Source organism: Flagellatimonas centrodinii (genome assembly GCF_016918765.2).
In the GTDB taxonomy this organism is placed as follows: domain Bacteria; phylum Pseudomonadota; class Gammaproteobacteria; order Nevskiales; family Nevskiaceae; genus Polycyclovorans; species Polycyclovorans centrodinii.
The window spans coordinates 3,411,457-3,436,320 of record NZ_CP092104.1 but is presented as its reverse complement, the minus strand read 5'-3'; the positions used below and the strand labels follow the sequence as shown (position 1 = coordinate 3,436,320).

At 65.5% G+C, this 24,864-nt stretch carries 20 protein-coding genes and 1 tRNA gene; 9 read left to right on the top strand and 12 right to left on the bottom strand.

Annotated elements, in window-relative coordinates; all coding sequences use genetic code 11:
- Positions 1–49 precede the first annotated feature (49 nt).
- Together htpX and JN531_RS16460 are read left to right on the top strand one after the other, a co-directional pair.
- Positions 50–928: a protease HtpX gene (gene htpX, locus JN531_RS16465; RefSeq protein ID WP_228349939.1), complete on the top strand. Its 879-nt coding sequence runs from the start codon at positions 50–52 to the stop codon at positions 926–928.
- 399 nt (positions 929–1,327) lie between these two features.
- Positions 1,328–1,843: a hypothetical protein gene (locus JN531_RS16460; protein WP_228349938.1), complete on the top strand. Its 516-nt coding sequence runs from the start codon at positions 1,328–1,330 to the stop codon at positions 1,841–1,843.
- A 51-nt stretch (positions 1,844–1,894) separates the two neighbouring features.
- Here the strand turns inward: JN531_RS16460 and JN531_RS16455 are convergent, their stop codons facing one another.
- From JN531_RS16455 to epmB, 3 genes are read right to left on the bottom strand one after another with little or no spacing between them, the layout of a single operon-like run.
- Positions 1,895–4,048 carry a sensor histidine kinase gene (locus JN531_RS16455; RefSeq protein WP_228349937.1) on the bottom strand — a complete coding sequence of 718 codons (2,154 nt, stop codon included), beginning with the start codon at positions 4,046–4,048 and terminating at the stop codon, positions 1,895–1,897.
- 14 nt (positions 4,049–4,062) lie between these two features.
- Positions 4,063–6,162: an EAL domain-containing response regulator gene (locus JN531_RS16450; RefSeq protein ID WP_228349936.1), complete on the bottom strand. Its 2,100-nt coding sequence runs from the start codon at positions 6,160–6,162 to the stop codon at positions 4,063–4,065.
- Entirely contained in the window at positions 6,123–7,166 is a 1,044-nt protein-coding gene (epmB, locus tag JN531_RS16445) for an EF-P beta-lysylation protein EpmB (RefSeq protein WP_228349935.1), read from the bottom strand. Before epmB ends, JN531_RS16450 begins: the two co-directional genes overlap by 40 nt.
- A gap of 81 nt (positions 7,167–7,247) precedes the next feature.
- Between epmB and efp the strand changes: the two genes are divergently transcribed.
- Together efp and epmA are read left to right on the top strand one after the other, a co-directional pair.
- Positions 7,248–7,817, top strand: a complete 570-nt coding sequence (gene efp / locus JN531_RS16440; RefSeq protein WP_228349934.1) for an elongation factor P — start codon at positions 7,248–7,250, stop codon at positions 7,815–7,817.
- A 62-nt stretch (positions 7,818–7,879) separates the two neighbouring features.
- Positions 7,880–8,848 carry an EF-P lysine aminoacylase EpmA gene (gene epmA / locus JN531_RS16435; protein ID WP_228349933.1) on the top strand — a complete coding sequence of 323 codons (969 nt, stop codon included), beginning with the start codon at positions 7,880–7,882 and terminating at the stop codon, positions 8,846–8,848.
- Positions 8,849–9,186: 338 nt separating this feature from the next.
- Here the strand turns inward: epmA and JN531_RS16430 are convergent, their stop codons facing one another.
- From JN531_RS16430 to JN531_RS16415, 4 genes are all read right to left on the bottom strand, one after another.
- Entirely contained in the window at positions 9,187–9,516 is a 330-nt protein-coding gene (locus tag JN531_RS16430) for a hypothetical protein (RefSeq protein ID WP_228349932.1), read from the bottom strand.
- 2 nt (positions 9,517–9,518) lie between these two features.
- A complete protein-coding gene (locus JN531_RS16425; RefSeq protein WP_228349931.1) occupies positions 9,519–10,940 on the bottom strand; it encodes a PhoH family protein in 1,422 nt (473 codons plus the stop codon).
- 133 nt (positions 10,941–11,073) lie between these two features.
- Positions 11,074–11,538, bottom strand: a complete 465-nt coding sequence (locus tag JN531_RS16420) for a peroxiredoxin (RefSeq protein ID WP_228349930.1) — start codon at positions 11,536–11,538, stop codon at positions 11,074–11,076.
- A gap of 31 nt (positions 11,539–11,569) precedes the next feature.
- Positions 11,570–12,109 (bottom strand): glycine cleavage system transcriptional repressor, encoded by a 540-nt coding sequence (locus tag JN531_RS16415; RefSeq protein WP_228349929.1) that lies wholly within the window; start codon positions 12,107–12,109, stop codon positions 11,570–11,572.
- A 120-nt stretch (positions 12,110–12,229) separates the two neighbouring features.
- On the opposite strand from JN531_RS16415, the gene dapA reads away from it, so the two are divergent.
- The 3 genes from dapA to JN531_RS16400 all read left to right on the top strand — a co-directional run bounded on the left by dapA (position 12,230) and on the right by JN531_RS16400 (position 13,633).
- Positions 12,230–13,111: a 4-hydroxy-tetrahydrodipicolinate synthase gene (gene dapA / locus JN531_RS16410; protein ID WP_228349928.1), complete on the top strand. Its 882-nt coding sequence runs from the start codon at positions 12,230–12,232 to the stop codon at positions 13,109–13,111.
- Positions 13,108–13,422: a hypothetical protein gene (locus tag JN531_RS16405; RefSeq protein ID WP_228349927.1), complete on the top strand. Its 315-nt coding sequence runs from the start codon at positions 13,108–13,110 to the stop codon at positions 13,420–13,422. The genes dapA and JN531_RS16405 overlap by 4 nt, the downstream gene beginning before the upstream one ends.
- 119 nt (positions 13,423–13,541) lie before the next feature.
- Positions 13,542–13,633: transfer RNA gene (locus JN531_RS16400), tRNA-Ser, on the top strand.
- Between the two features lie 335 nt (positions 13,634–13,968).
- Here JN531_RS16400 and JN531_RS16395 read toward each other — a convergent pair.
- Positions 13,969–15,261, bottom strand: coding sequence for a cytochrome-c peroxidase (locus JN531_RS16395; RefSeq protein ID WP_228349926.1), 1,293 nt, complete (start codon positions 15,259–15,261; stop codon positions 13,969–13,971).
- Between the two features lies 1 nt (position 15,262).
- Positions 15,263–15,676 (bottom strand): FixH family protein, encoded by a 414-nt coding sequence (locus tag JN531_RS16390; RefSeq protein ID WP_228349925.1) that lies wholly within the window; start codon positions 15,674–15,676, stop codon positions 15,263–15,265.
- Positions 15,677–15,849: 173 nt separating this feature from the next.
- Between JN531_RS16390 and JN531_RS16385 the strand changes: the two genes are divergently transcribed.
- Together JN531_RS16385 and JN531_RS16380 are read left to right on the top strand one after the other, a co-directional pair.
- On the top strand, positions 15,850–18,138 hold the full coding sequence (locus tag JN531_RS16385) for a hypothetical protein (RefSeq protein ID WP_228349924.1): 2,289 nt from the start codon (positions 15,850–15,852) through the stop codon (positions 18,136–18,138).
- A 20-nt stretch (positions 18,139–18,158) separates the two neighbouring features.
- Complete coding sequence (locus JN531_RS16380; protein ID WP_228349923.1) at positions 18,159–19,673, top strand: hypothetical protein; 1,515 nt, start codon at positions 18,159–18,161, stop codon at positions 19,671–19,673.
- Between the two features lie 55 nt (positions 19,674–19,728).
- Here the strand turns inward: JN531_RS16380 and JN531_RS16375 are convergent, their stop codons facing one another.
- From JN531_RS16375 to JN531_RS16365, 3 genes are all read right to left on the bottom strand, one after another.
- Complete coding sequence (locus tag JN531_RS16375) at positions 19,729–23,052, bottom strand: TonB-dependent receptor (RefSeq protein ID WP_228349922.1); 3,324 nt, start codon at positions 23,050–23,052, stop codon at positions 19,729–19,731.
- A 182-nt stretch (positions 23,053–23,234) separates the two neighbouring features.
- Positions 23,235–24,260, bottom strand: a complete 1,026-nt coding sequence (locus tag JN531_RS16370) for a FecR family protein (protein ID WP_228349921.1) — start codon at positions 24,258–24,260, stop codon at positions 23,235–23,237.
- Positions 24,241–24,831 (bottom strand): RNA polymerase sigma factor, encoded by a 591-nt coding sequence (locus JN531_RS16365; protein ID WP_239795320.1) that lies wholly within the window; start codon positions 24,829–24,831, stop codon positions 24,241–24,243. Before JN531_RS16365 ends, JN531_RS16370 begins: the two co-directional genes overlap by 20 nt.
- Positions 24,832–24,864 lie beyond the last annotated feature (33 nt).

Below are 24,864 nucleotides of genomic sequence, written 5' to 3'. Positions count from 1 at the left end.
GACCCAATAGTATTTCCGTCCATCCGGACGTACTGACTGATCGACACCCATGAAACGTATTGCCCTGTTCCTCGCCACCAACATCGCGGTCATTCTGGTGTTGTCGGTGGTGGCCCGCCTGCTCGGCGTTGACCGCTTCCTCGAAGCCGACGGCTCGCTCAACCTCAACCAGTTGCTGGTGTTCTGCGCCATCTTCGGTATGGGGGGCTCCTTCATCTCGCTGCTGATGTCGAAATGGATCGCGCTGCGCAGCACCGGTGCCCAGGTCATCAAGGAGCCGCGCAACAGCATGGAGATGTGGCTGCTCAATACCGTGCGGCGGCAGGCGCAGGCAGCCGGCATCGGCATGCCGGACGTCGCCGTGTATGACGCCCCGGAGCCCAACGCCTTCGCCACCGGTGCCAACAAGAACAAGGCGCTGGTCGCCGTCTCTACCGGCCTGATGCGGCACATGAATCAGGACGAAGTTGAAGCCGTGCTGGCGCATGAAGTCTCACACGTCGCCAATGGCGACATGATTACCCTCACCTTGATCCAGGGCGTGGTGAACACCTTCGTGATGTTCCTGTCGCGGGTGATCGGCCACGTGCTCGACCGTGCCGTGTTCAAGACCGAGCGCGGCTATGGCCCCGGCTACTTCATCTCGGTGCTGGTGCTGCAGGTGGTGTTCGGCATTCTTGCCTCGACCATCGTTGCCTGGTTCTCGCGGCAGCGGGAGTTTCGCGCCGATGCCGGCGGTGCCCACCTGGCCGGTCGGCGCAAGATGATTGCAGCACTGGAGAAGCTGAAGAGCGCTCACGGTGCGTCGACGCTGCCCGAGCAGATGTCCGCCTTCGGCATCTCCAGCGGTGCCCGCAAGTGGTTCGCCACCCACCCGCCGCTGGATGTCCGCATCGCGGCTCTGCAGCGCGCGAACACCGCCGTGTAGCGAGCTCTGTTCGCGGGTGGGGGAACGGGGCCCAACGCCTATTCAAGGCAGTGCACGCCGGCCGAGATTGCCACGCCCGCTACGCGGGCTCGCAATGACAGGGAAAGGAACCGTCATCGCGGAGGGCGCCGCCTAACTTCCTGTCATCGGAGGGGCGCAACCTAACTTCCTGTCATCGCGAGGGGCGCATCCAACCTTCCTGTCATCGCGAGGGGCGCAGCCAAACTTTCTGTCATCGCGAGGGGCGCAGCCCCGCGGCGATCTCGTCCGGCCGGCGCTGCCATCGTGACGAAATTGCCACACCCGCATTGCGGGTTCGCAATGACAAGGGTTCCGTCCCTCTGACTCTGCGACCCGGCTGCTGGCCTGCAGATTGCTTGCCTGTCATCCAGCCGTGCCATGCTGGGTCACGGGGACGTCGGCAATCAGGGGGGCGGTATGGCACGGCATCTGGGGATGTGGGGCGGAATTTCGTTGCTGCTGGCTGGCTGCGCGGTGCTGCCGGGTCGGCCGGTGGGGGCCATCGTGCGCACCCAGCCGCCGGGCGCGATGATTGTCGAACTCGGGACCGATCGGGCCCTACATGCGGCGCCCGCTGCCATTTACTACGGTGCTGATCGCTTGCCCCAGAGTTATGCCGAGCGCGCCTGTTTCCGGGTGGCCGGGTTCGCTGCCGTCTGGCCGCAAGGGGAGGCGGCCCGCACGCCGCCGCTGATCGACCTCTGCCGCCCCGGCAACCAGCCGGCAGAGCTGCTGCTGGTTCAACCTTCGCCGCCCACCGACCCGTTGCCGGAAGACGATCAGGACGCGGCGTTAGCGGTGGCGGTCGAGCAATTCCTGCAGGGCGGACAGGCGATCACGTTGCGTTGCGTGCAGATCTCGGTGGGGGCCGATTCAGCGCTGCATTGCTACTGAGCGGCGCGGGTATGTGCTTGCGGGGTCCGGGCGCAGCCTCAGAGGCGCTCATCAGTCCAGGGCGAGTAGCTGTCCCCAGGGCACCTGCCAACGAGCGCTCAGTCGGCCGCGACCGTCATCGGCCAGCCATTCGATGTGTCCTGACATCTGGCGCAGACGTTCATGCAGGTTGTTGAGTCCGACCGAGGGCTGCCAGGTCGTCGTGGCCGGGCCTTCGTAGGCATGGGTCACGACCACCGTCAGCCGGGTCTCGCTGCAGCTCAGATCGACCGTCAGTTCCGGTGCCTGTGGACAATGTCGCAGCGCATTGCTGACACATTCGCGCAGCACCCGCGACAGCGCCAACACCGCGCCGCCGCCGAGAACGTGGTCGGGCACAGGGCCCGAAACCGTCCATGTCAGGGCGACCTCGGCTGCCTCACAGCGCTCGGCCACCTCGGCACGCCACTGGCCGAGCAGGGCATCAAAGGGGGTTGACGGCGTCTGCATGCTGTAGACCACCGCCCGCAATTCCTCCAGTGCCCGCCGGGCCTGCTCGGCATGCTCCCCGGGCAATTGGTGGCTGAGCGTGAGCAGGCGGGCGCCGACGTCGTCATGCAGGTCGCGCGCCACCCGGTCCCGTTCGCGTTGCACGCCCTCCTCCAGCAGACCACGGTAACGGCGAATCTGGTCGAACAGGCGGCGCAGTTCCGCCAGCAGGCGCAGGTCTTCCGACTGAAACAGGCGCTGCCCGCGCTCGGCGTACTGCAGGCGCATGCCGGGCAGGGTGGTGCTGGCCGGCGCCACCTCCAGCGACAGGCCGCTGTCGATGATGGCGTCGGTCTCAACCGTGGCGGTGCTGGTCGACAGGGGGGAAAACACGGCGCCCAGCAGCGCTTTCCAGGCATCGGCTGCCGGTTGGTCGCGGTCGGACAGGGCATCGGTAACCAGACCCACCAGGGCCGGCGCGTGGGCACGAACGCGACGACGGTTGAACAGCCCCCACAGCCATTGCCGCAGCGGAAAGTAGAGCCAGCCGGCAATCGCCAGCGATACCAGTAGCGAGGTTCGGCCGTCGATGCGCAGCAGGTAGACGAACAGCAGGTCAAGTGCGATGACGCCGAGGCCGCCGAAGAACAGGCCCCAGGCGGCGAACCACCAGCGATCAAGTCGGAACAGTTGGTAGCGCAGCACCCCGACCGCGATGCCGGCGTAGATCAGCAGGAAGAAGCCGAAGGCGTAGCCCTGGATGGCGCCGTTGTCGATCCCTGCCATCGCCGGCAGCACCATGACCGCAACAAAGGCGCCGCTACCGAACAGCCAGGCCAGCAGGAAGGCGCGCAACGCGGCTCGCTGGAACGGATCGCCGCGGGTGCGCCACCATTGCACGGCGGCCAGGCCGTAGGTCGACAGGTAGCCGAGGCTGATCGGCAGATGCGCCAGCGCTTCCACCGAGTCGTGGAGCCGCAGCGGAATCGACAGCCCGAAGCCGACATAGGCCGCGATGATCCAGGGGCCGGCATTGAAGGCCGCCAGCCGGGTCGGGTAGTACCAGAGCACCGCGATCAGACCACCGCAGAACAGCAGTGCACCGAATTCGTTGATCGATGACAGCGCCATGAACAGGGTGCCGTCGATGGCCAACTCACGGGTGCTGTAGATGGCGGCACTGCTGGCAAACATCAGCATGCCGACGCCGGTCAGTGCGTAGTAGCGGGTGGTGGGGTCCTGCCAGCGAAAAGCCAATACGCTGGCTCCGGCCAGCAGGCCGCCCACGGCGCAGAGGATCTGGAACCAGAACACGAAGGGCAGATCACCGAGTGGGCGACGCCCCTCGCCTGACAGCGGCACCTCGCGGCCGTCGGCGAGCACCAGGGCGGCATCGGCGGCCTGCTGCAGGGCGGCGTGGCCGCGCTGGCGGTCGAAGAAGACGTCCATGTCGGAATAGCGGGTGAAGGCCATGTCCGGTTCCGGCGTCAGGTCCACCGGTGCCAGCGGCAGGCGCCGACCATGGCCCTGGAGGGCGACGACCGGGGTGCCGGGGGGCAGGTCCATCTCATCGGGAGCCGTGGCGATGACCACCTGTTCGCCGTCAATCGCCAGGCCAATGCCCACCGCGGGTTGGCCGGTGGCGAGGGTGATGGCGGTGGCCACCACCAGGGCCGCGAGCGCCAGCGCGGCGGCCAGGACTCGCTGCGGCAGCAGCACGTTGCGCAGGTTCGGCATGCGGTGCGGTCGCTTCAGGGCCGGAGATCGGCGGCCAGCAGGACCACTTCCGGTTCCTGCACGGAATAGCCCTGGATGAAGTTCACCCCGAGCTGCCAGAGCTTGGCCATGGCCTGGGCGTTCTCGACATGGCTGACGATGGTCTTGATCTTGTTCTTCTTGGCGACATCCATCAGTTCACTCATGCGCGACAGCCGGTCGCGGTTGTCGAATTCCTGGGTGAAGACCGGGTGGAACTTGAGGTAGCGCACCGGCAGATGTTCGACCAGCTGTGCGGAGTGGGCGCCGATGCCGAAATGCTCGATGGCCACCTCCACTCCCAGCGGTAGCACCGCCTCGGCCAGCTGGCGGGCCTTGCGGATGTGGCTCTGCACGTTCACTTCCTGGAACTCGAAGATCAGTTCGTGCGGCTGCAACGGGCGTTGCGCCACCAGCGCGGTGAACCAGGTAATGAAGCTGTCCGCTTCCTTCACCGACTGCTCGGAAATTTTCACGAACAGGCTGGAGTGGACGTCGGCGCCCTTGCGCTTGCTCTGCATGTGCAGGGCGCGCTCGATGACCCAGCGGTCAATGGCGGCCATCAGGCCGAACTGCTGTGCCGCACCGATGAAGGCAGAGGCATGTTGTTCCTCGCCTTCCGGGGTGATCATGCGAAGCAGCACGTCGAAGTGCTGGCGGGCATCGCCCTCGAGGCTGGCGATCGACTGGTAGGCCAGTTTCATGCGGTTGTCGGCGAGTGCAGCGCGCACGGTTTCGGCCTGCTCGCGGATCGCCTGTACCTGCCGGGAGGCCAGCGCCGTCGGGCCCAGCACCACCGCCTGGCGGCCGCCCTTGGCCGAGCGCTCCCGCGCCTCGTCGACAATCCGGCCCATCGCCGCGGTGGCCGATTCGCTGACCGCCAGCGGGTAACCGGCGACGGTCAGGCTGAGGTGGGCTTCATGGCCGCTGGTGGTGAACACCTGGCGTTGCACCCGTTCGGCGATGTCTTCGGCGTGGCGGACGATGTCGCGGGTGTCGTTGCGGCTGGTCAGCGCCACCCATTCGTGGACCCCGGTGCGGAACAGTCGGTCGGCACTGGTCATCGCGCTCTCGGTCAGCCAGTCGTGGACCCGGTCGGCGGCTTCGCCGGCATCAAGATGCCCCAGACGTGACTCCATGCCGCGGAAGTCATCGACCATGATCGCCAGAATCGCCAGCGGCCTGTCCTTGGTCCGCGGTGCGGCCAGTCGTTCCCGGAGGCTGCGGAACACGTCGGCCGGGGCCGTCGGTTCGTCGACGACCGGCGCCACCGTGGCGCGGATCATCAGGGTGATGATCGGCTCGCCGTCTTCCTCGCTTTCATCGAGTTCGGCGTGTACCTCCGGCCCCGGCTGGTCGTCGCTGCGCCGCAGCTGGCAGTCGAGATGCCGGTCATCGTCATCGAGCGCACCCCGATGCTTGTTGAGCCGCTTGAAGTGCGCCTTGACCCGGGATTGATGCTCGGGCACTACCAGGTCCATCAGCGTCTGGCCCAGCAACGACGAAGCGTCATCCAGCCCCAGTTTCTCGGCAAAGGCCGGGTTGCAGTGGGTGATGATGCCGTCGTGCAGGTGGACGATGGCGTCCTGGGTGTCGGCCAGCAGTTGCTGGTGGCGCACCTCGAAGCTCTGCATGCGCCGGCGCAGCTGCCGGAGTTCATGCAGGTGATGATGGTGGGTGAATTCGCGCATGCACAGCAGTTGCAGGTGCCGCAGCATCAGGTCGTCATCGCTGGCACATACGACGTCCTGGGCACCGAGCGCGATGGCGGCTGCGGTCATTTCCAGGCTGATCTGCTCGGCCAGCAGCAGGATTGGCAGGTCCGGCGCCCAACGTTGGCCCAACTTGGCCACGCTGGCGAACTCGGACTTGATCAAGGCCTGTTCCACCAGCAGCAGGTTGGGCGCGCTCCGGCGCAGGCTGTCTTCGAGGTCCTCGAGGTCGGGGATCCAGGCGACGCGCACCGGATGTCCGCTGTTGCGCAGATAGCTCTCGATCCGGCGGGCGGTGTTTTCCGCCTCTGCCATCACCAGAATGACTGCGCCGTTGCCGAGGTTCATGGGGAGGAGGGAATCGATGGCGGGGTGGGCATCCATGCAAGGGTCGTCTTGGCAGGCTGGCCCGCCTCTTCGCGGGCCAGACGGGGAACCAGATAGCCCGGCAGGCTGGCGCTGAGCTGTTGCATCAATCTCAGGGCCTCGTCTTCGGGCACTTCGAAATGCGCGGCGCCAGCCACGCGGTCAAGGAGGTGAAGATAGTACGGCAGCACGCCGCAGGCGAACAGCGCTTCCGAAAGGTCGCGCAGCACCGCCGAATGGTCGTTGACCCCGCGCAGCAATACCGACTGGTTCAGCAGAGTGGCGCCGGTTTCGCGGAGCCGGCCGATGGCGGACCGTAGCGCCTCGTCGATTTCCTGCGGATGGTTGATGTGCAGCACCACCACCGTTTGCAGGCGGGTGGCGGTCAGCCAGCCCAGCAGGGCGGCGTCGACTCGCTCCGGCAGGACCACCGGCTGACGGGTGTGCAGACGCAGGCGTCGTACATGGGGAATGGCCTCGAGTCCGGCCACCAGTGCCGCCAGCTTGTCGTCGGCCAGCGACAGCGGGTCGCCACCGGAGAGGATGATCTCTTCCAGGCTGGTGTCTGCGGCAATTCGGTCGAGCAGGGTGCGCCAGCTGTCGCGCGCAGCGCGTTGCTCGCCGTAGGGGAAGTGCTGACGGAAGCAGTAGCGGCAGTGCACCGCACAGGCGCCGGTGGCGATGACCAACGCCCGACCCTGGTACTTGTGGATCAGGCCCTCACCATGAAGGCGTGCGAGGTCGCCGACCGCATCGCGCTCGAAGCCCGGCACCACCGTGGCTTCGGCGGCGCGCGGCCAGACCTGCAGAAACAGCGGGTCATTCGGGTCGCCGGGACGCATGCGCCCGACAAAGGCCCGGGGCACCCGTAGCGGGAACGGCGGGGGGATCCGCGCCGGCGGCAGTGGCACCCGGCCGTTCAGCCCGAGGTGATCGAGCAGGTCCTGGGGACGCGTGAAGCTGTCCTGCAGGGCCCGTTGCCAATCGGGGATCTGCCGGGCCTTGAGTGGTTTCGGTATCATGCCGCCCGCATTGTCAGGGGCCGCATCGGGTCCGGCAACCATTTTTTAGCATCCCCATTCACGACGACTGAGTACGCAGGCATGGCAACGGTTAGCACCAATGAAATGAAGGCGGGTACCAAGGTTCTGATCGACGGCGACCCCTATGCCGTCATCGATAACGAGTACCGCAAGCCCGGCAAGGGCCAGGCCACCAACTCCCTGAAGGTGCGCAACCTGAAGACCGGCCGCGTGCTGGAGAAGACCTTGCGGTCCGGAGATGGCTGGGAAGTCGCCGACATCGAAGAGACGGACATGCAGTACCTCTACAACGATGGTGAGTTCTGGCACTTCATGAACCCCTCGTCGTATGAGCAGATCCAGGCCTCCCAGGCGGCGGTGGAAGATGCTGCCAAGTGGATCAAGGGCGAAGAAACCTGCCGCGTCATGCTGTGGAACGGCGTACCGCTCTACATCAGCCCGCCCAACACGGTGGAACTGCAGATCACCGAAACCGATCCCGGCGTCCGGGGCGACACCTCCGGCGGTGGCGGCAAGCCCGCCACCCTGGAAACCGGTGCCGTGGTGCGCGTGCCGCTGTTCGTCCAGCAGGGCGAACTCGTCAAGTGCGACACCCGGACCGGTGAATACATGGGGCGTGTCGGCAAGTAATGGCCTTGCGGCCGGGAATCGGGAATCGGGAGTCCGGAGCGGACGCGCCTTCGAGAGGGCCAGTGGCCCCCTCGAGTTCGCGGAGGACGGGCGGCAGCCCCGAAGGAATCGACCCGTACTGGGCGCCCACCGCCACGATCGAGCAACTTAAGGCGCGGGCGGACCTGTATCGGTCCATCCGCGCCTTTTTTGATGCGCGTGGGGTGATGGAGGTGGAAACGCCGATCCTCTCCGCGCACGCCACCGTCGACCGCCATATCGACAGCTTTGCCGCTGCGCCTCACGGCTTCCTTCACACCTCCCCCGAATTCGCGATGAAGCGTCTGCTGTGTGCCGGCAGCGGGCCGATCTGGCAGATCGCCAAGGTGTTTCGTGCCGAGGAATCAGGCCGTTATCACAATCCGGAGTTCAGTCTGCTGGAGTGGTATCGACCCGGGTATGACCACCATCGGCTGATGGACGAGGTGGAGGCCTTGTTGCGGGGACTCGGAGCGGTCGGCCCGTTCGCCCGCCTGACCTACGCCGAGGCGTTCCGGTGCCATGCCGGCTTTGATCCGGAGACCGTCGCGCTGGACCACTTGCGCACCCTGCCCGAGGCGGAGGCCCTGGATGACGGCGCAGACCGCGACACCCTGCTCGACCTGTGGATGAGCTTTCGCGTCGGGCCGGAGCTGGGGCGGGAATTCCCCTGCTTTCTGCATGACTTTCCTGCCAGCCAGGCCGCGTTGTCACGGGTGGTCGCGGGCAAGGCACAACGCTTCGAGCTGTTCTGGGATGGCCTGGAGCTGGCCAACGGCTTTCATGAACTGGCCGATGCCGACGAGCAGCAGCGCCGCTTCGAGGCCGACCAGGCGCGACGGCAGGCCGAAGGACGACCGGTGCCGCCCTACGACCGCCACCTGATTGCCGCCTTGCACGCCGGGCTGCCGGATTGCGCCGGTGTCGCGCTGGGCCTCGACCGCCTGCTGATGCGACTCACCGGCGCCGCATCACTGGCCGAGGTAATGGCCTTTGACAGCGGGCGTGCGTGACCGCGATTCGTCGCTCGGCACTCCGCCTGTCGTCATTGCGAGCCCGCGCAGTGGGCGCGGCAATCTCATCCGGACGGCAATGCCCCGAATAGGCGTTGGGTTGTGCCGCGAATACACCTTGGGTCGTGCCGCGATTGCACGTCAGCGCTGGCCATCCTGGCGAACCGTCACTTCGCGAATTTACTCCAGCCCCGGCTTCCATGCCGGTGCGTTCACCCCACCCGCGAGCAGTGCTCGCAATAACGGCGGGGTTCACCCTCGCGATGACAAGACGTCGGCGTTGCTCGTTGCCGTTACTCGGCACTCACCACTCACCACTCACCACTCAGCACTCAGCACTAGAGCAGCGCCGCCGCGGCTGCCGGCAGCTTCAGTGGCTTGCGGCCATACAGGCGCATCAGCAGTAGCGCGATCCATTCGCGTGAACAGACGATGCTTTCCAGCGTGATGTAGCGCTCGCCGCCGCGGCGCTCCACCGTGTAGCGCTCGACACTCAGTTCGATGGGGGTGGCCTCGCCCTTCAGCAGGGCCTTGATGGCGATACGGCTGTTGCGGGTATCGACGCTGCAGTCGAGCAGCTCGCCGTAGGCACCGAAGCGTTCGCTGATGAACGTCTTCAGCGCCATCGCAATGGCGCTGTCCTTCATCTCCTTGAGCCGGCCCAACATGCTCAAAGCACGTCCGAGGCAAAGGCCGCCAGCCGCGAGCGCTCACCGCGCGCCAGCGTGACGTGCCCGCCGTGCGGCCAACCCTGGAAGCGGTCGACCACGAAGGTGAGGCCGGAGGTGGTTTCCGACAGATAGGGTGTATCGATCTGGCCGAGGTTGCCCAGGCAGATCATCTTGCTGCCGGGGCCGCAGCGGGTGATCAGGGTCTTCATCTGCTTGGCGGTGAGGTTCTGCGCCTCGTCGATGATGATGAAGCGGTTGAGGAAGGTGCGCCCGCGCATGAAGTTGATCGAACGGATCTTGATGCGTTTGGCCAGCAGGTCGTTGGTGGCGGCACGTTCCCAGTCGCCGGCATTGCTGGTCTGGGTGAGCACTTCCAGGTTGTCCATCAGTGCGCCCATCCACGGCGTCATCTTCTCTTCCTCGGACCCCGGGAGAAAGCCGATGTCGTCGCCCAGCGGTACCGTGACACGGGTCATGATGATCTCGCGATAGCGGGTTTCGTCCAGCACCTGGGCGAGCCCGGCGGCCAGCGTCAGCAGGGTCTTGCCGGTGCCGGCATTGCCGAGAATGGTGACGAAGTCGATGTCGGGATCGAGCAGCAGGTTCAGCGCGTAGTTCTGTTCGCGGTTCTTGGCATGCACGCCCCAGACGCTGGTGCGGGTGGCGCGATAGTCGCGGATGACGCGCACTTCGGCGAGGTCATCGTCCACCGCCTGCACCACCAGCTCCAGTCCGCGCTCGTCGCCATCGGGAATGTAGAGGAACTGGTTGACGTGCCACTGTGCCGCCAGCGGCCCCTTCACCCGATAGCAGGCACGGCCGAGGCTGTCCTGCCAGCTTTCCATGGTGTCGCCGTGGGTCTGCCAGAAGTCGGCCGGCAGTTCGGTGTAGCCGGTGTAGAGCAGGTCGGCATCTTCCAGCACCTGATCGTTGGTGTAGTCCTCGGTGACCACGCCGACGATGGCGGCCTTGATGCGGAGGTTGATGTCCTTGCTGACCAGGATCACCGGCCGCCGCGGATGCTCCGCCTGCAGCGACAGCGTGGTGATGAGAATGCTGTTGTCCGGCTTGTTGCCCGGCATGTTGCCGGGCAGGTCGGCGCTGGTGGGCCGGGTCTGGAAGAACAGCCGGCCGCTCACCGGCTTGAGGCTGTTGCTGCCGTTGCGGTGATGGCCCTGCGGCGCCGGCAGCGCCAGCCCTTTCTCGATCTGCGCGTGGTCGGCATCACGCATCATCTCTTCAAGAAAGCGACTCACCTGCCGCGCGTTGCGGGCGATTTCGGTGGTGCCTTTCTTGGCGGCGTCGAGTTCCTCCAGCACCACCATCGGCACGTAGAGGTCGTTGTCTTCAAATCGGAACAGGCAGCTGGGGTCGTGGAGCAGGACGTTGGTGTCGAGAACGAAGATTTTTTTCTTGCTCATGCGGGCCTGTCAGAGTGGGGCGCGGGGCCATGGGGCGGCGTCGACTGCGTGGCAGCAGCCGCGGCCAGAAAGGGGAGGCAACGACCGTGCCGATGGCACGGGGAGGGTGGGGTGCGCGCAGCGCGACCGGCCATCAAAGCGCCTTCACGGCGTCCAGCACAGCCTGGGCATGACCTTTCACCTTCACCCCGCGCCAGGCCTCCCGCAGCTTGCCCTTGCTGTCGAACAGGAAAGTGCTGCGGTCCACCCCCACGTACTTGCGGCCGTAGAGGGTTTTTTCCTTGATGACGTCAAAGGCGAGGCACATGGCCTCGTCGGGGTCGGACAACAAGGGGAAGGGGAAGTCGAACTTGGCGACGAAGTTGTCGTGCGATTTCACGCTGTCGCGGGAGACGCCGACGATTTCGCAGCCGGCGGCCTGAAACTCGGCATAGAGGTCGCGGAAGTCCTGACCTTCCTGGGTGCAACCCGGCGTATTGTCCTTGGGGTAGAAGTACACCACCAGAGGCGCGCCCTTGAACGATTTCAGCGCAATCTCGCGGCCGCCGCTGGCGGCCAGTGTGAGGTCGGGAAGGGGGCTGCCGAGGTCAAAGCTCATCAGGTCTCCGGGGCACCGAGGCCCATCTGGTTCAGGTCTTGATGGGGTCCATCATGCCATCCGCGTTGAGATCGTCGCAGAGATCCATAAAAGCTTCACGAAGTGCCTGGGGGTGCTGGTTCACCGGCACGTGCGACACCATCTGCACGCTGCACATGCTGGCGCCGGTGTGGGTGGAGGCGTACTTCTGCGATGAAATCTCCGGCACCTGCACGCCCTGGGAACGGAAGAATTCGAGCAGGTGCACCAGCAGGTCCGGCTGCTGCGGCGCGATCACGTCGACCGCGTAGGGTCGGAAGTCGGGGCTCGGTTCGCGGGCACCGCAGCGCTCGAAGCGCACCTGCAGGTCCATCCGCTCGGCGACCCCGGGCAGGGCGGTCTCGAGTCGGCCGAGGGTGCTCCAATTGCCCGATACCACCATGTTGGCGGTCACCAGGTCGCCAATCGGCGCGATCCGGCAGTCCTCCACTTCGCCCCCGCGCTCGCGGATGGCCTTGAACAGCTCCAATGGGATGTCCGCACGGGCGCGCCCCAGGATGGAGATGGACAGGAGGTTTTCAGCGGTGTTCATGGCGTTCTGGGCTTCCATCGGTCGCGAGTTTACTCAAATGCGGGCCGCCCCGGCGTCCGCCCAAGGCGGCGGGCCTGCCGCTATACTCGTCGGTCTTTCGACCTTTCCCGTCCGCCCCGCATGATTCAAGGCAGCATTGTCGCGCTTGTGACCCCGATGGCCGCCGATGGCGCGGTGGACTGGCGCGCGCTCGACGCGCTGGTCGACTGGCACATCGACGAAGGCACCGACGCTCTGGTGGCGGTCGGCACCACCGGTGAGTCCGCCACCCTGGAGGTGGACGAGCACATCGAGGTGATCCGCCGGGTGGTGCAGCGGGCCGCCGGGCGGGTGCCGGTGATCGCCGGCACCGGTGCCAACAGCACCGCCGAAGCCATCGAGTTGACCCGCCTTGGCCAGCAGGCCGGCGCGGATGCGGCGTTGCTGGTGACCCCGTACTACAACAAACCGCCGCAGGAAGGCCTGTACCGCCACTACCTCGCCATCGCCGAAGCGGTGCCGCTGCCGATCATTCTGTACAACGTGCCGGGACGCACGGGCGTGGATTTGCTGCCGGAAACCGTGCAGCGGCTGGCGCCGGTCGACAATATCGTCGGCCTCAAGGAAGCCCGCGGCGATCTCGATCGCGTCAGGGCGCTGCTGGCGCTGGGCTTGCCCGCCGACTTCGCCTTGTACTCGGGTGATGACGCGACCGCCCGCGAGTCGATCCTGCTCGGGTTCCATGGCGACATCTCGGTGACCGCCAATGTCGCGCCGCGGCTGATGCACGCCATGTGTGCCGCCGCCCGTGCCGGCGACGTCGCCGCCGCCGAAGCCGCCGACGCCAAACTCGCCCTGCTGCATCAGGACCTGTTCCTCGAACCCAATCCCATTCCCGTCAAGTGGGCGCTGCACCACATGGGCCGCGTTCCCCCGGGCCTGCGCCTGCCCATGGTGCCGATGAGCGCCAACCTTCAACCCCGCATCATCGCCGCCCTCCGTGCGGCCGAGGTCATTGCATGAAAACCACCTGGTCTCTCCTGGCGCTCGCCGTTCTGGTTGCAGGATGCAGCAGCAACCGGCATTGCGAGGGCGAGTTCCCCTATCAGCGCGCAACGTCTACCGGCGCCTTGCAGCCGGTCGATGGGATCGCGCCGCCCAGCTCTTCGGCGGCACTGGTGGTTCCCGATGTCGACGGTGCCAACGCCGAGCCGTTCGCTGCCACCGAGCCGGACCCCGACCGGCCCGGCAAGACCAGTGTCCGCTGCCTCGACATTCCGCCAGCGCTGCCCGCCGAGTACCTGTCGGAACCGGAGCCCGAAGCAGCTTCTTGAGCGCCGGGTCATCCGCTATACTGCGCGCCCTTCGCGGCTTGAAGGGATGCAGGAAGGGGTCAGGACGGCCGGGCTGGGCAACGCACCATGGACGGGTAGGGCAGTACGCCCCGAGATTAGGAGAGGTGTCCGAGTGGTTGAAGGAGCACGCCTGGAAAGCGTGTATACGGGTCAAACCGTATCGAGGGTTCGAATCCCTCTCTCTCCGCCAATATCAAAGCCCCGCGATGCGGGGCTTTTCTTTATCCCGATTGAGAGAGGGATGAGAACCCTGGGGTTCGACCACTCGCCAGAGGCGAGTGGCGCTTAGCCCGGCGGCTTTGCTGCCGGGTGAGGAATCGCCTTCAGCGATTCTGAACTTTCCCTCTCTCTCCGCCAATACCAAACCCCGCGTCAGCGGGGATTTTCTTTTGTCATCGCGAGGGGCATCGCCCCGCGGCGATCTCACCCGGCCGGCAGCGCCATTGCGATGAGATTGCCACGCCCGCTGCGCGGACTCGCAATGACATGACACTTATGGATATGGAGGTCGGGGCGCTCCTTTTGTCACTGCGACAACAGCGGCGCCTCCAACAGATACGCCGGCGTCGCCAGCGGCGCGCTCAGGCTGTCGAGAAACGCCACCAGCTGCTGAATCTGCCCCGCCGTCAGTCGCAGCGGCGTCAGTTCGGCGCTGATGAGGGTTGGCTGTGCACGGTTGTAGTGATCGACCACCTCGGTCAGTGTCTCGAATTGCCCGGTGTGCATGAACGGCCCGCTGCCGGCAATGTTGCGCAGGCTGATGGTGCGGAAGGCGCCTTCAAGTTCGATCCCGGTGGTTTTCACGAAGCGCAGTTCGGCACAGTCCTGTGGATCTGCGGGGCTGTACCGGCCCAGGCAGTTGAAGGGATCTGCCCGCAGCAGGTCCACGCCCACGGCACGGCCGCGGTCGGTGGGCATCACGTTCGGGTCGGTCAGCCCGGTGTTGTGGAATTCGTGGTTGGTGAGCAGCGGGCCGTTGTGACAATGGATGCAGTTGGCGCGACCGACAAACAGCTTGAGGCCCTGACGCTGATCCGCCGTGAGTAGCGTTTCGGCACGCGCCTGATCGCCGGCGACCAGTGCATCGGCGAAGGCATCGAAGGGCGCCGGCCCCGGTAGCAGGCGGCGTTGATAGGCCTCCAGTGCCCGGCCGACGTTGGCGAAGACGGTGGCGACGGCGACCTGGTCCTCGGGGGTCATCGCTGCCCACGCGGCACGTTGGTCGGCATTGCCCCGCGGGTTGGCGGGCGGAAAGCGTTCGGTATCGTCCAGGTCAGGCAGGGGGCCGAACAGGGTTTCGTAGTCGTCACGATACGCGGACAGGTCGTGCATCAACCGCGCGACCTGCACGCGCGTCGTCCCGTGCTCGAGCGGATCTTCCAATGGCTCCAGTGCCTGTGACCAGAGGCTGTCGCGGCGGCCGTCCCAGAACAGCCAGGGGCTGTAGGCCGCACCCACCACGCTCATGCTCTTGCGCGCGGTCCGGCCGATGCCGCGGGAGCGGGCGACGTCGTCCTTGAAGTGGTAATCCGGCCGATGGCAGCTGGCGCAGGCCACCGCGCCGTTGGCGCTCAAACGGGGGTCGAAGAACAGGCGATGACCCAGCGCCACGGCACGCGGGGCGTCGGCCACCGGGTTGCCGGGCGACGGCGGCAGCGGGGGCAGGCGGGTGATCGACATCGACTCGATGGCCGCCAGTTCCGCCGGCATCCAGAACTCCCGAGGCGGTTGGCGATCGCCACAGGCTGCGAGCAGGACGATCAGGGCGCCCCCGATCATCGCCCGGGCGGTGGCAACGGTGGCCGCGCGACCTCGCATGTCAGAGCGTGAAGGCCAGGGTCAGCGTTTCTGCACCCGGGGGCGCCTCGATCAGGAACTGCACCTCCCACTCGCCCCCCATCTGGAACTTCATCCCCTCCAGCAGATAGCGACCGGGGCCCAGTACCTCGGTGACACGGGGTGCGGTTGGCAGGCCGTGCTGGTGCGCGGGCATGCCGCCACGAACGGTGATCGTGGCATCCGCGACCAGGGCGCCGTCGCGGTCGCGCAGTTCCAGCGCCCACGCGTGTATGCGGTTGATGGCAACCGGCTCAAGCTGACTCCGGACCTGCAGCAGATAACGGTCGCCCTGCAGCGGTGGGAAGGTCTGCGCCAACGCCGCAGCGGGCGTGGCGAGGCAGGCAGTCATCAGCAGCCACAGGGTGGGCAGCGAGCGGGTGCGTCGTGGGTGCATGGCAGACATTCGAGAGGCAGCGTCGAGACTCCCTACGGTAGCCGAAATGCGACCGGAGCCAAATTTACGGTTTCCGCACAGGGCGATCCCCTCTAGCATCCGGATCTGCTCGCGTATGTCTGGTGCGCTGGCGTCTTGGGTTTACCGCAGTCAGTCGTACGGAGATTCTGCTGATGATGGGTCATGTGTTCGTTTCGCAACCGCGGTCGCTGCGTCCGCGCCTTTCCTGGCTTGCCGCCACCCTGGCGCTGCAGGCGACCTTGGTGGGCTGCGGCAGTTCATCGCCGGTCACGGCTCCGGATGGCGGGGCGACGGGCGGCGAACCCACGCCGTCGGCCTTGGGGCGGTATGACTTGTTCAACCAGTGTTGGGTGATGCGTGCCGATGGCGACTATGTCGTGCGTGAAGGCGACGGTTTCGTTGCCCGTGATGCCAGCGTCGACGAGGCGGAGCGCTTCTACATGCGTGCCGCCAACCTCGGCCGGTACCTGTTCTACACCCCGGATGAAATGCTGCTGACGGCCGACGGCGCTGCCGTCGCCACGGTGCCGCAGACGGCGCCGGAGGATGGTTCGGACTGGACGTTTACCGAATCCGGCGATGCCCTCAATGCCGCCACACTGGGCGGCGTGCTGGCAGTCGGCGAGGGCGGGCGCCTGGCGTTGGGCAGTACCCCCGCGGCCCTGCGCTTCGAGCATGCCGTTGGCTGTGCCGAGTATCCCGAGATGCCGCTGGCAGTGATCGGCGAAACCTTCAAGGGCAAGCTCGGTGCGCCGGCGCTCGGCTTTGCCGAGGTCCACACGCATATGGCCATGGGCAGTGAAATGTCCGATGGCAGCGGCGATGTGGGACCTTCCGCAGGTGGCGTGATGTACGGTCAGGCGGTCAATCGTTTCGGGGTGACCGAGGCATTGAAGGACTGCAGCATGCTGCATGGCCCCAACGGCATCCTCGACCCGGAAGCGCTGATCCTCGACATGACGCCGGGGACGACGCACGACACCCAGGGCTGGCCGAGCTTTGTTGACTGGCCGTTCCATGACTCGCAGCTGCACCAGCAGATGTACTGGCGCTGGGTGGAGCGCGCGTGGATGTCCGGGCTGCGGCTGATGACGATTCACGGCACCAACATCGAGGCACTGTGCCGGGTGGCCCAGCTGATCGGGCCGACGCGTGGGCAAAATCCGGCTGACCTGATCTGTGAAGACATGCCGGTCGGCGTGGCGCAGGTCGAGTACCTCTATGAAATCCAGGACTACATCGATGCCCAGTTCGGCGGGCCCGGCAAGGGCTTCTACCGCATCGTCAAGAGCCCCAGCGAAGCCCGGCAGGTGATTGCCGACGGCAAGCTGGCGGTGATTCCGGGTCTTGAGTTTTCCAACATCTTTGGCTGTAACGTCACCTTCCTGCCGGATGGCAGCGAGATTCCCCAGTGCGATCGTGCGCAGATCGATGCCGAGATCGACCGCATCTGGGACCTGGGCGTGCGCCAGGTGTTTCCCTACCACGATATCGACAGCGCGCTGGGCGGCGCCGGGTTGTTCCAGAACTTCCTCGAGATTTTCAATTTCGTCGGCACCGGACGGTTCTGGGAAACCTATGCCTGCCCCGACGGCGGCGAAGGGGAGACCTACTTCTACAACGCCGGCCTGAACTCACTGGCCGAGCCGCTGGGGCTGGGCAATGACCCGCTCACCGATTTCTTGCTGGGGCTCACCGGCGGGCTGACGCCGACCCTCAACAGCGGTCGTCGGTGCAACCAGCGTGACGTGACCGATCTCGGCATTTACGCCATCGACAAGATGATGAAGAAGGGTTTTGTCATCGACATCGACCATGCGGAACTGCGCAGCAAGCAGATCATGCTGGACCATACCGGCACCACCACGCCGACCTATCCGATGGTCTCCGGTCATGGCGCCCAGGGCGGTCTGACCAATGCCCAGGCGCAGCAACTGATCGCCCAGGGCGGCATCATTTACCCGATCAACCAGAACGGCAAAGGCCACGTCGACTTCCTCGCGCGGCTCGATGAACAGTGGACGCTGTCCGGCACTGACCGCCCGCTGTCGGCCGGCTATGGCGCCGATGCCAATGGTCTGCGCAACCTCCCCGGTGCCCGGGGCATGGCCCGGATCATGGAAACCGGACCGGTGAGCTATCCCTTCCAGATGTTCCAGGGCGAAGATTGGGGGCCGCAGTTCGAAGGTGTGGCGCCGATCACCGTCGAGCAGCTCGCCGTTCCCGGTGCCGAAGGGCGAATCTGGGATGTGAACGAGTCCGGCATGTTCCACTACGGGATGATCGCCGACATCGTCGAGGAGATTCGCCTGGAAGGCGGTCAGGCGGCGCTGGATACGCTCTACAACTCCGCCGAGACCTACCTGCAGATGTGGGAACGAACGCTGGAGGCGTCGGCGGATGCGCGGACGCGGCCCGTGCCCGAGACCGTGCCCCGCTGACGATGGGCGGTGAACGGCCGGTGCTGCGCCGGCCTGCGCATCGCCGGATGGCGATGGACACCGTGCGCACGTGCTGCACCAACGGCCTCCCGCTGGCCCTGTGGCTGTTGCCCGGCAATGCCTTGGCGCACGGCTTCTCGGCGCTCTACAACCCGCCGGTGCCGGTCTGGATGTACGGCTGGGCCGCCGCGCTGACGCTGGTGGTCTCGTTCCTGATTGCCGGCGTGTTCCTGACCCGGTCGCGCGCACCGAAGCCGCCGGCGAGCTGGACGCTGCCGATGACCGGGACGATGGTCAATGGGCTGCGTCGCGGTCTGGCGCCGCTGCGACTGGTCGCCGTGCTGGTGCTGGCGCTGTGCATCGCCACCGGTTACTTCGGCAGTCGCGATCCTGCACGCAACTTCGGGATGACGTTTTTCTGGGTCATCTTCGTGCTGCTGTTTCCGTATCTGACAGCCCTGATCGGCAATTTCTACGCGGTGCTGAACCCCTGGCGGACGCTCGCTGATGCGGTGAATCGGGTGTGGCGGGGTTACGCCAACGGCCGGGTGCGCTATCCGGCCTGGCTGGGCGATTGGCCGGCATTGGCGCTGTACCTCGGCTTCATCGCCTTCGAACTGTTCGGCACCGGGCGCCCGGTCCCATTGGGACATTTTCTCGCGGGCTACACGGTGCTGAATCTTTGCGGGATCGGACTGCTGGGCCGCCGTGTCTGGTTCCGTCACTGTGAGTTCTTTTCGGTCATGCTGCGCTTGATCGCGCTGCTGGCACCGCTCGACTATCGGCGCGGCGAGGGCAATGAACCGGCCAGTCTGCGGCTGCGCTGGCCCTTCGCCGGGCTGCTGACGGAACGCCCGCGCGATCTAAGCAGCCTGACCTTCGCGCTGGCCCTGCTCTCGACCACGGCGTTCGACGGCCTCAGGGCCACCCAATGGTGGGTGACCCTGTTCTGGGGTGATCCGACCGGCTGGCTGACGCAGTGGCTGGGGGTGGCGCCGGTCAATGCGTTGGGGGTGCTGCGGCCCTGGTACCTCGCCTGGGAGTCACTGTGGCTGTTGGCGTCACCGTTTCTGTATCTCGGGGCCTACCTGGTGGCCATTGCGCTGGCACGCGGGCTCACCCGCAGCCCGCGAACCCTGCGCGAGCTGTCGCTCGACTTCGGCTATTCGCTGCTGCCCATCGCCATCGTCTACCACCTGACGCATTACACCGGCCTGTTGCTGTCGCACGGCCTCAAGATCATCAGCCTGCTGTCCGACCCCTTCGGGCGAAAGTGGGACCTGTTCGGCACCGCGCACTTGTTCCGTGCGCCGATCCTGCCCGACTACAGCGTGGTCTGGCATACCCAGGTCGGGCTGATCGTCTTTGGCCATGTTGTCAGCGTGGTGGTGGCCCACCGTATCGCCCTGCAGCACTTCCCGTCGCGCCGTACCGCCATGCTCAGCCAACTGCCGATGCTGGTGCTGATGATTGCCTTCACGGTCTCAGGCCTGTGGATCCTGGCGCAGCCGCTGACGGCCATGTTGATGCGCTGAGCACAGGACAGAAGCCCCGGGGGCGGACATTGTGCCTGCCCCCGGAGCCACGCGCTCAGAAGTCCTTGGAGATGCGCAGCCCCCACAGGCGCGGATCCAGCGTGAACACGTTGGTGGTGAGCTGGGTGTCATCGCTGTTGGTGAAGGCATCGACGATGGGGGTGTCGTCGAGCACGTTCTTGACGTAGAGCTCCACCACCAGGCGATCACGCGGGCGCACCATGGTGAAGGAGACATTGAGGTTGTCCCAGGACTTCAGACGGTCGTACTCGCTGTTGAACACCCGGAAGTAACTCTCGTCCTGCCAGTAGTAGTCGGCACGCGGGGTCAGTTCCCATTCGCCTTGATGGAAGGTGTACTGGGTGCCCAGGTTGGCAGTCCAGCTCGGTGCGTTGGGCAGTTCGTGGCCGCTCAGGTCGGTTTCGATTCCGCGTCCGTTGTTGGGGGCATCGGCCAGCGGGTTGTAGACGAAGCCGTAGAACTGGTCGAACCGCAGATTGGATTGCACCTCCGGGTTGAAGGTGCCCCAGTTGCGGGAGCCCGAGCAGAGTGCGGAGAGCGCCAGCGTCGTGAGGAAGTCGCCATAGGTGGGGCTTCCCTGGATGACGGTTTCGACGTGCTCGGTGGGCGCAATGCAGTTTGAAGGGACCTGCACCCAGGGGCGCACGACGGTCCAGTCCTCATCGCCGGCAGTGCGGTCCATGACATCGATCGATCCCTCGCCGCTGGCGATGCGGGTGTTCAAGTAGCCCAGATTGCCGTCGATCTGAAGCTGTGGGGTCGGGCGCACGACGCCTTCCAGCTCCAGACCCCAGACGGTGGCATCGAAGTTCTCATTGAGCGAGGTGCGGTCGACGATCTGAGAGACTTGATAGTCCTTGTAGTCATAGTAGAAGGCGGTCGCATTCAGGGTGGCCCGTCCGCCTGCGAAGGCGTTTTTGGCACCGATTTCGAAGGCGTTGAGGTACTCGGGGTCGAAAGTGCCCTCCAACGGCAGGTATTGAACGGTGTCCGGGTTGATCGCGGCGCGCGGCGGATTGGTGCCGCCGCCCTTGTAGCCGCGCGAGTACGAGGCGTAGAGCAGGGTGTCATCCGTGAACGAGAGCTGCGGCCGCCAATCCACCACCAGACGCCCTGTCAGCGCCTTCCAATCCTGCTTCACCTTGGGGTCGGCGAAAAACCCCCGGCGCAGGAAGCCCCCCGACGAGATGCCGGTGGAACCATCAAGGTTGGCGCCCAGCAGCAGCTGGGTCGGGTAGGGGGTGGAGGTTTTCTGATCTTCCGTGTGGCGCAGACCCAATGTCACGCGCAGGTCGGGGCGGAGATCCCAGTAGCCCTCACCGAAGACAGCCCAGGAGCGGGTTTCGATCACGTTCTTGGAACGGAAGTAATTGTGACCGTCACCCGCCAGGTTACTGATGGGGCTACGGTCGATGTACACGCACTCGGAGAAGGTTGGGTTGCCGCCGTTGTAATCGTTGTCGCATTCATCCGAGATGACGCTGGTGTTCTCGTAGGGCGACGGCTTGGGGCCGGCGCCAGCGAGCCACTGGTTGTAGATGTACTCCGAAGCCATGCTGAACAGGTTGTTGAACACGTAGTAATCATCCTGGGTTTCGAAATACAGATAATTGGCGCCGAGCAGGAAGTTGAAGTTGCCCTCTAAGCGCGATTGCAGCCTGAACTCCTGGTACCACTGCTGGTTGTCCGACTGGTTGAGGTCAGCCGCTTCTAGCCGGGTGGATGGCCCAAGCTGCGGATCGTGGTAGACCCCGCCCGGGGCAATCGGGCTTTGCCGTTCGAGCAGGCTGGTATCAAGGAAGATGTCGTTGGAGATGAATCGCGCGTAATCCTGGGTTGACCAGTAGTCGTCTTTTGCATACGCGGTCTGCGAGAAAAGACGCAGACGGTCACTTAGATCGAATTCGAAATTGAGTTGCGCAACATCGTTTTCTGCCCGAAAGAGCGGGTCATAGCTGGTGGCGATTTCGCGAAGGTCGAGCGACTGCACTTGGCCTTCATAGGGATTACCGCCAAAGGGCACGATCGTGGCCTGTTCAGTGTCGCCCCGCAGGCGCCCCAGGCTGATGACTACACTGGTCGCGCGATAGGCCGGAAATGAGGCGGCGTTCGGCGTGCCGTAGGCCGCCGTGCTGAACAGCGTCTCTGGAAGGCAGCCCTGGCTCAGCATGTTCTGCAGCGCGATGCGATCGATTGATGTGTCGCCGATTTCCGCCGGCCCAGGGTCCGTGGTGCACAACTGCTTGCCGGTGCGTGCGCGCTGATCATCTTCGTCGAAGTGCTCCCAGATCAGGTTGGCGCGAAAGCGGTCGCTGGGGCTCCAGCTGGCGCTGAGGCGGCTGGACCACAGATTGCGGTCGTTGACGTGGTGATCGTTGAAGGTGTTGTAGTCGAAGCCGTCACGGCGGGTGGCGGCGCCGGCCAGGCGCACCGCGAAGGTGTCGCTGACGGGAACGTTGATGAAGCCGCGCATCCGACGGCTGGCGTAGTTCCCGACTTCGACTCCGAGATTGCCCTCGATATCGTCCGAATGTATGGCGATATTGGGGATCATGTTCACCACGCCGCCGGTGGCATTGCGGCCGTAGAGGGTCCCTTGCGGGCCGCGCAGCACCTCCACCCGCTGCACGTCGAGATACTCCTGTTCGAACAGACGATTGCGGATCAGCGGGGTGTTGTTGAAGCTGATCGCCACGCCGGGGTCGCTTGCAGCCGAGATAGCCTTGGTGCCCACACCGCGGATCGAGAAGTTGTACATCGAGAAGTTGTTCTTCGAGAACGTGACGTTCGGTATCGCCCGCAACAGTTCCGAGCCTCCTTCGATTTTGCGATCGTTGAGCGCCTGGGCGCTGAAGGCCGAAACCGCGATGGGAACGTCCTGGATCCGCTGTTCGCGTCGCTGCGCGGTGACGGTAATGTTGTCGATAGCCAGTGCCGCCTCCTGGGGCTCGGGCTCGTCCGCGGCGTCGGCGTCCACGGGATCGTCATCGTGACCGGCCTCGCCATCGTTGACGGCTCGGACCCGGTAGGCACCCGAGCTACTGCGCTCGGTGGACAGGCCGGTGTCGGCAAGCAGCCGATGCAGCGCTTCGTCCGGCGCCATTTCGCCGGACAGGGCTTCGGCCATGCGCCCGTCCACCAATGCCGGCGGCACCGTGACAACACGATCAGACTGGCGTGCATAGTCCAGCAGTGCATCGCCGAGCGGCTGAGCCTCGATCTCGAAGCTGCGTTGGCGGTCCTCCGCCTGGGCGATGCCGGCAGCGGCCCAGATCAATGCGGAGGAGGCACCCAGCGCCGCGGCGCGCAAAGTCGCTCTCGTGGTGTGGACAGAATCGGACAACAAGTGGCGCGTCATGGCGTCTTCCCCTCGAATTGTGGTGTGTCAGCGTCTCGCTTGGCGGAGGGGCCTGATCCGGCCGAATACCCTCCAAGCTGAAAGGAAGACGCTCATCCGCACGATTGCGGACATTCGAGAAGGCGACAGGCCGCCTGACGTGACCGGTCCGGGGGTCCAGACCGCTCTATGGATTCGGCGGGTTATCGCGTTGCTGTGGTGGGGGCCGATGAGAGCGTCACGTTGTCGCCCCGACGGTTGACCGAGACTGGCAGGGTGCCCTCCAGCGAGTCCAGCATGGACAGCACCTGATCGGCTCTGAACGAGGTGGTGACGCGTAGGGATCCCAGCGAGGTTTCCTGAAGGTCGATGCGCCCTGGGTAGTAGCGTCGGGCATCGGCAATGACGTCGACCAAGCGTGCATTGTTGTAATCCAGACGACCGTCGCGCCAGGCGCCGACGTGGCTGGGTGCGGGCGCGCGGCGGGGTGCGACGGTGAGCGGCATCGGGGTTGCGGCAGCCGGGCGGGCGGTGGTGATCTGCTCTCCGGCCATCAATCGGCTACCCGGCGTCGCAGGGGCGGCCACATCAACGCGGCCCTCTTCGACAGCGACCTCGACCACATCCGTGCCCAGTCGCACATTGAAGCGGGTGCCGACCACCCGCACTTCGGTGGCTTCCGCCCTGACGAAGAAGGGCCGGGTTGGATCGGGCTGAACGGCGAAGAAGGCCTCTCCATCAGAGAGGATCACGCGCCGCTCGGTATCGGTGAAGCGCACCTCCACCTTGGAGCGCGCCCCCAGTGTCAGCTGCGTTCCGTCTGTCAGCACGATCTCGCGGATTTCGGCCACCGGGGTGGCGTAGTGCAGGGGCGCAGCGACATCGGCGGCCGGGTTTCGCAGCAGGCCGAACAACACGGCCGCCATCATCAGGCTGGCGGCGAAGGCCCCGGCGGCGAGTTGCATCGGGCGACGGCGACGGGTGACGGAGAAGCGGGAACCGGATCCATGCAGGGCCTGGTGAGCCTCCGGCAGGGCGCTGAGGCCGGCCATGCCATGCCAGGCCCGTTCCGCCCGAGCATACAGCGCGCGACGGTCGGGATCGGCCGCAAGCCAAGCGTCAAAGGCTGCGCGTTCCTGCGGCCCGACTGGGCCTGCCTGAAACTGCAGGACCCAGTCCATCGCCTCTTCGGTGAGGCGCTCCTGATCTTCAGCGGTTCGTGCGTTCATCTAACCGTTCCGCTTCCTGTATGGCCAACAGACATTTGGCAGCCGCCCGCGCCACCTTTCGTTGAATCGCATCCACGCTGGCGCCCTCGCGTTCGGCAATCGCCTTGATGCTGAGGCCTTCGACACGGCTAAGCAGGAAAACCCGTCGCTGCGACTCCGGTAATCGCGCCACCGCCGCCAAGGCGACCGTGAGCGCCTCCCGGCTCAGCAGCATGTTTTCGCTGTCGAGAGCCATTGTCGGCGCGTCGCCCTCAAGGACGGCGAAGTCGCGCCCATAGGCGGCATGGCGCTTCGCCTTGCGGTGATGATCCATCACGGCATTGCGCGCCGTCGCAAACAGGTAGGCGCGGATGTTCGCGACCGCGTCACGCTGCTGCTCGGCAAGTTTGATGAAGGCCGTCTGAGCGATATCCTCAGGCTCCGGTGGCCCGGCGCCGAAGACCCGCGTCAGATAGCCGCACAATTCGCCCCAATGCGCGCGGTAGGCCTGATCGATCCAGCCGGTATCGGCGTCAACCCCGTTTGAGCGATGCACGGTCACTCGCGTCCCTGTCGTCACGCGCGTCTCCAATTATTGTTGTCATCATCAGGGTAAGCGGGGGCA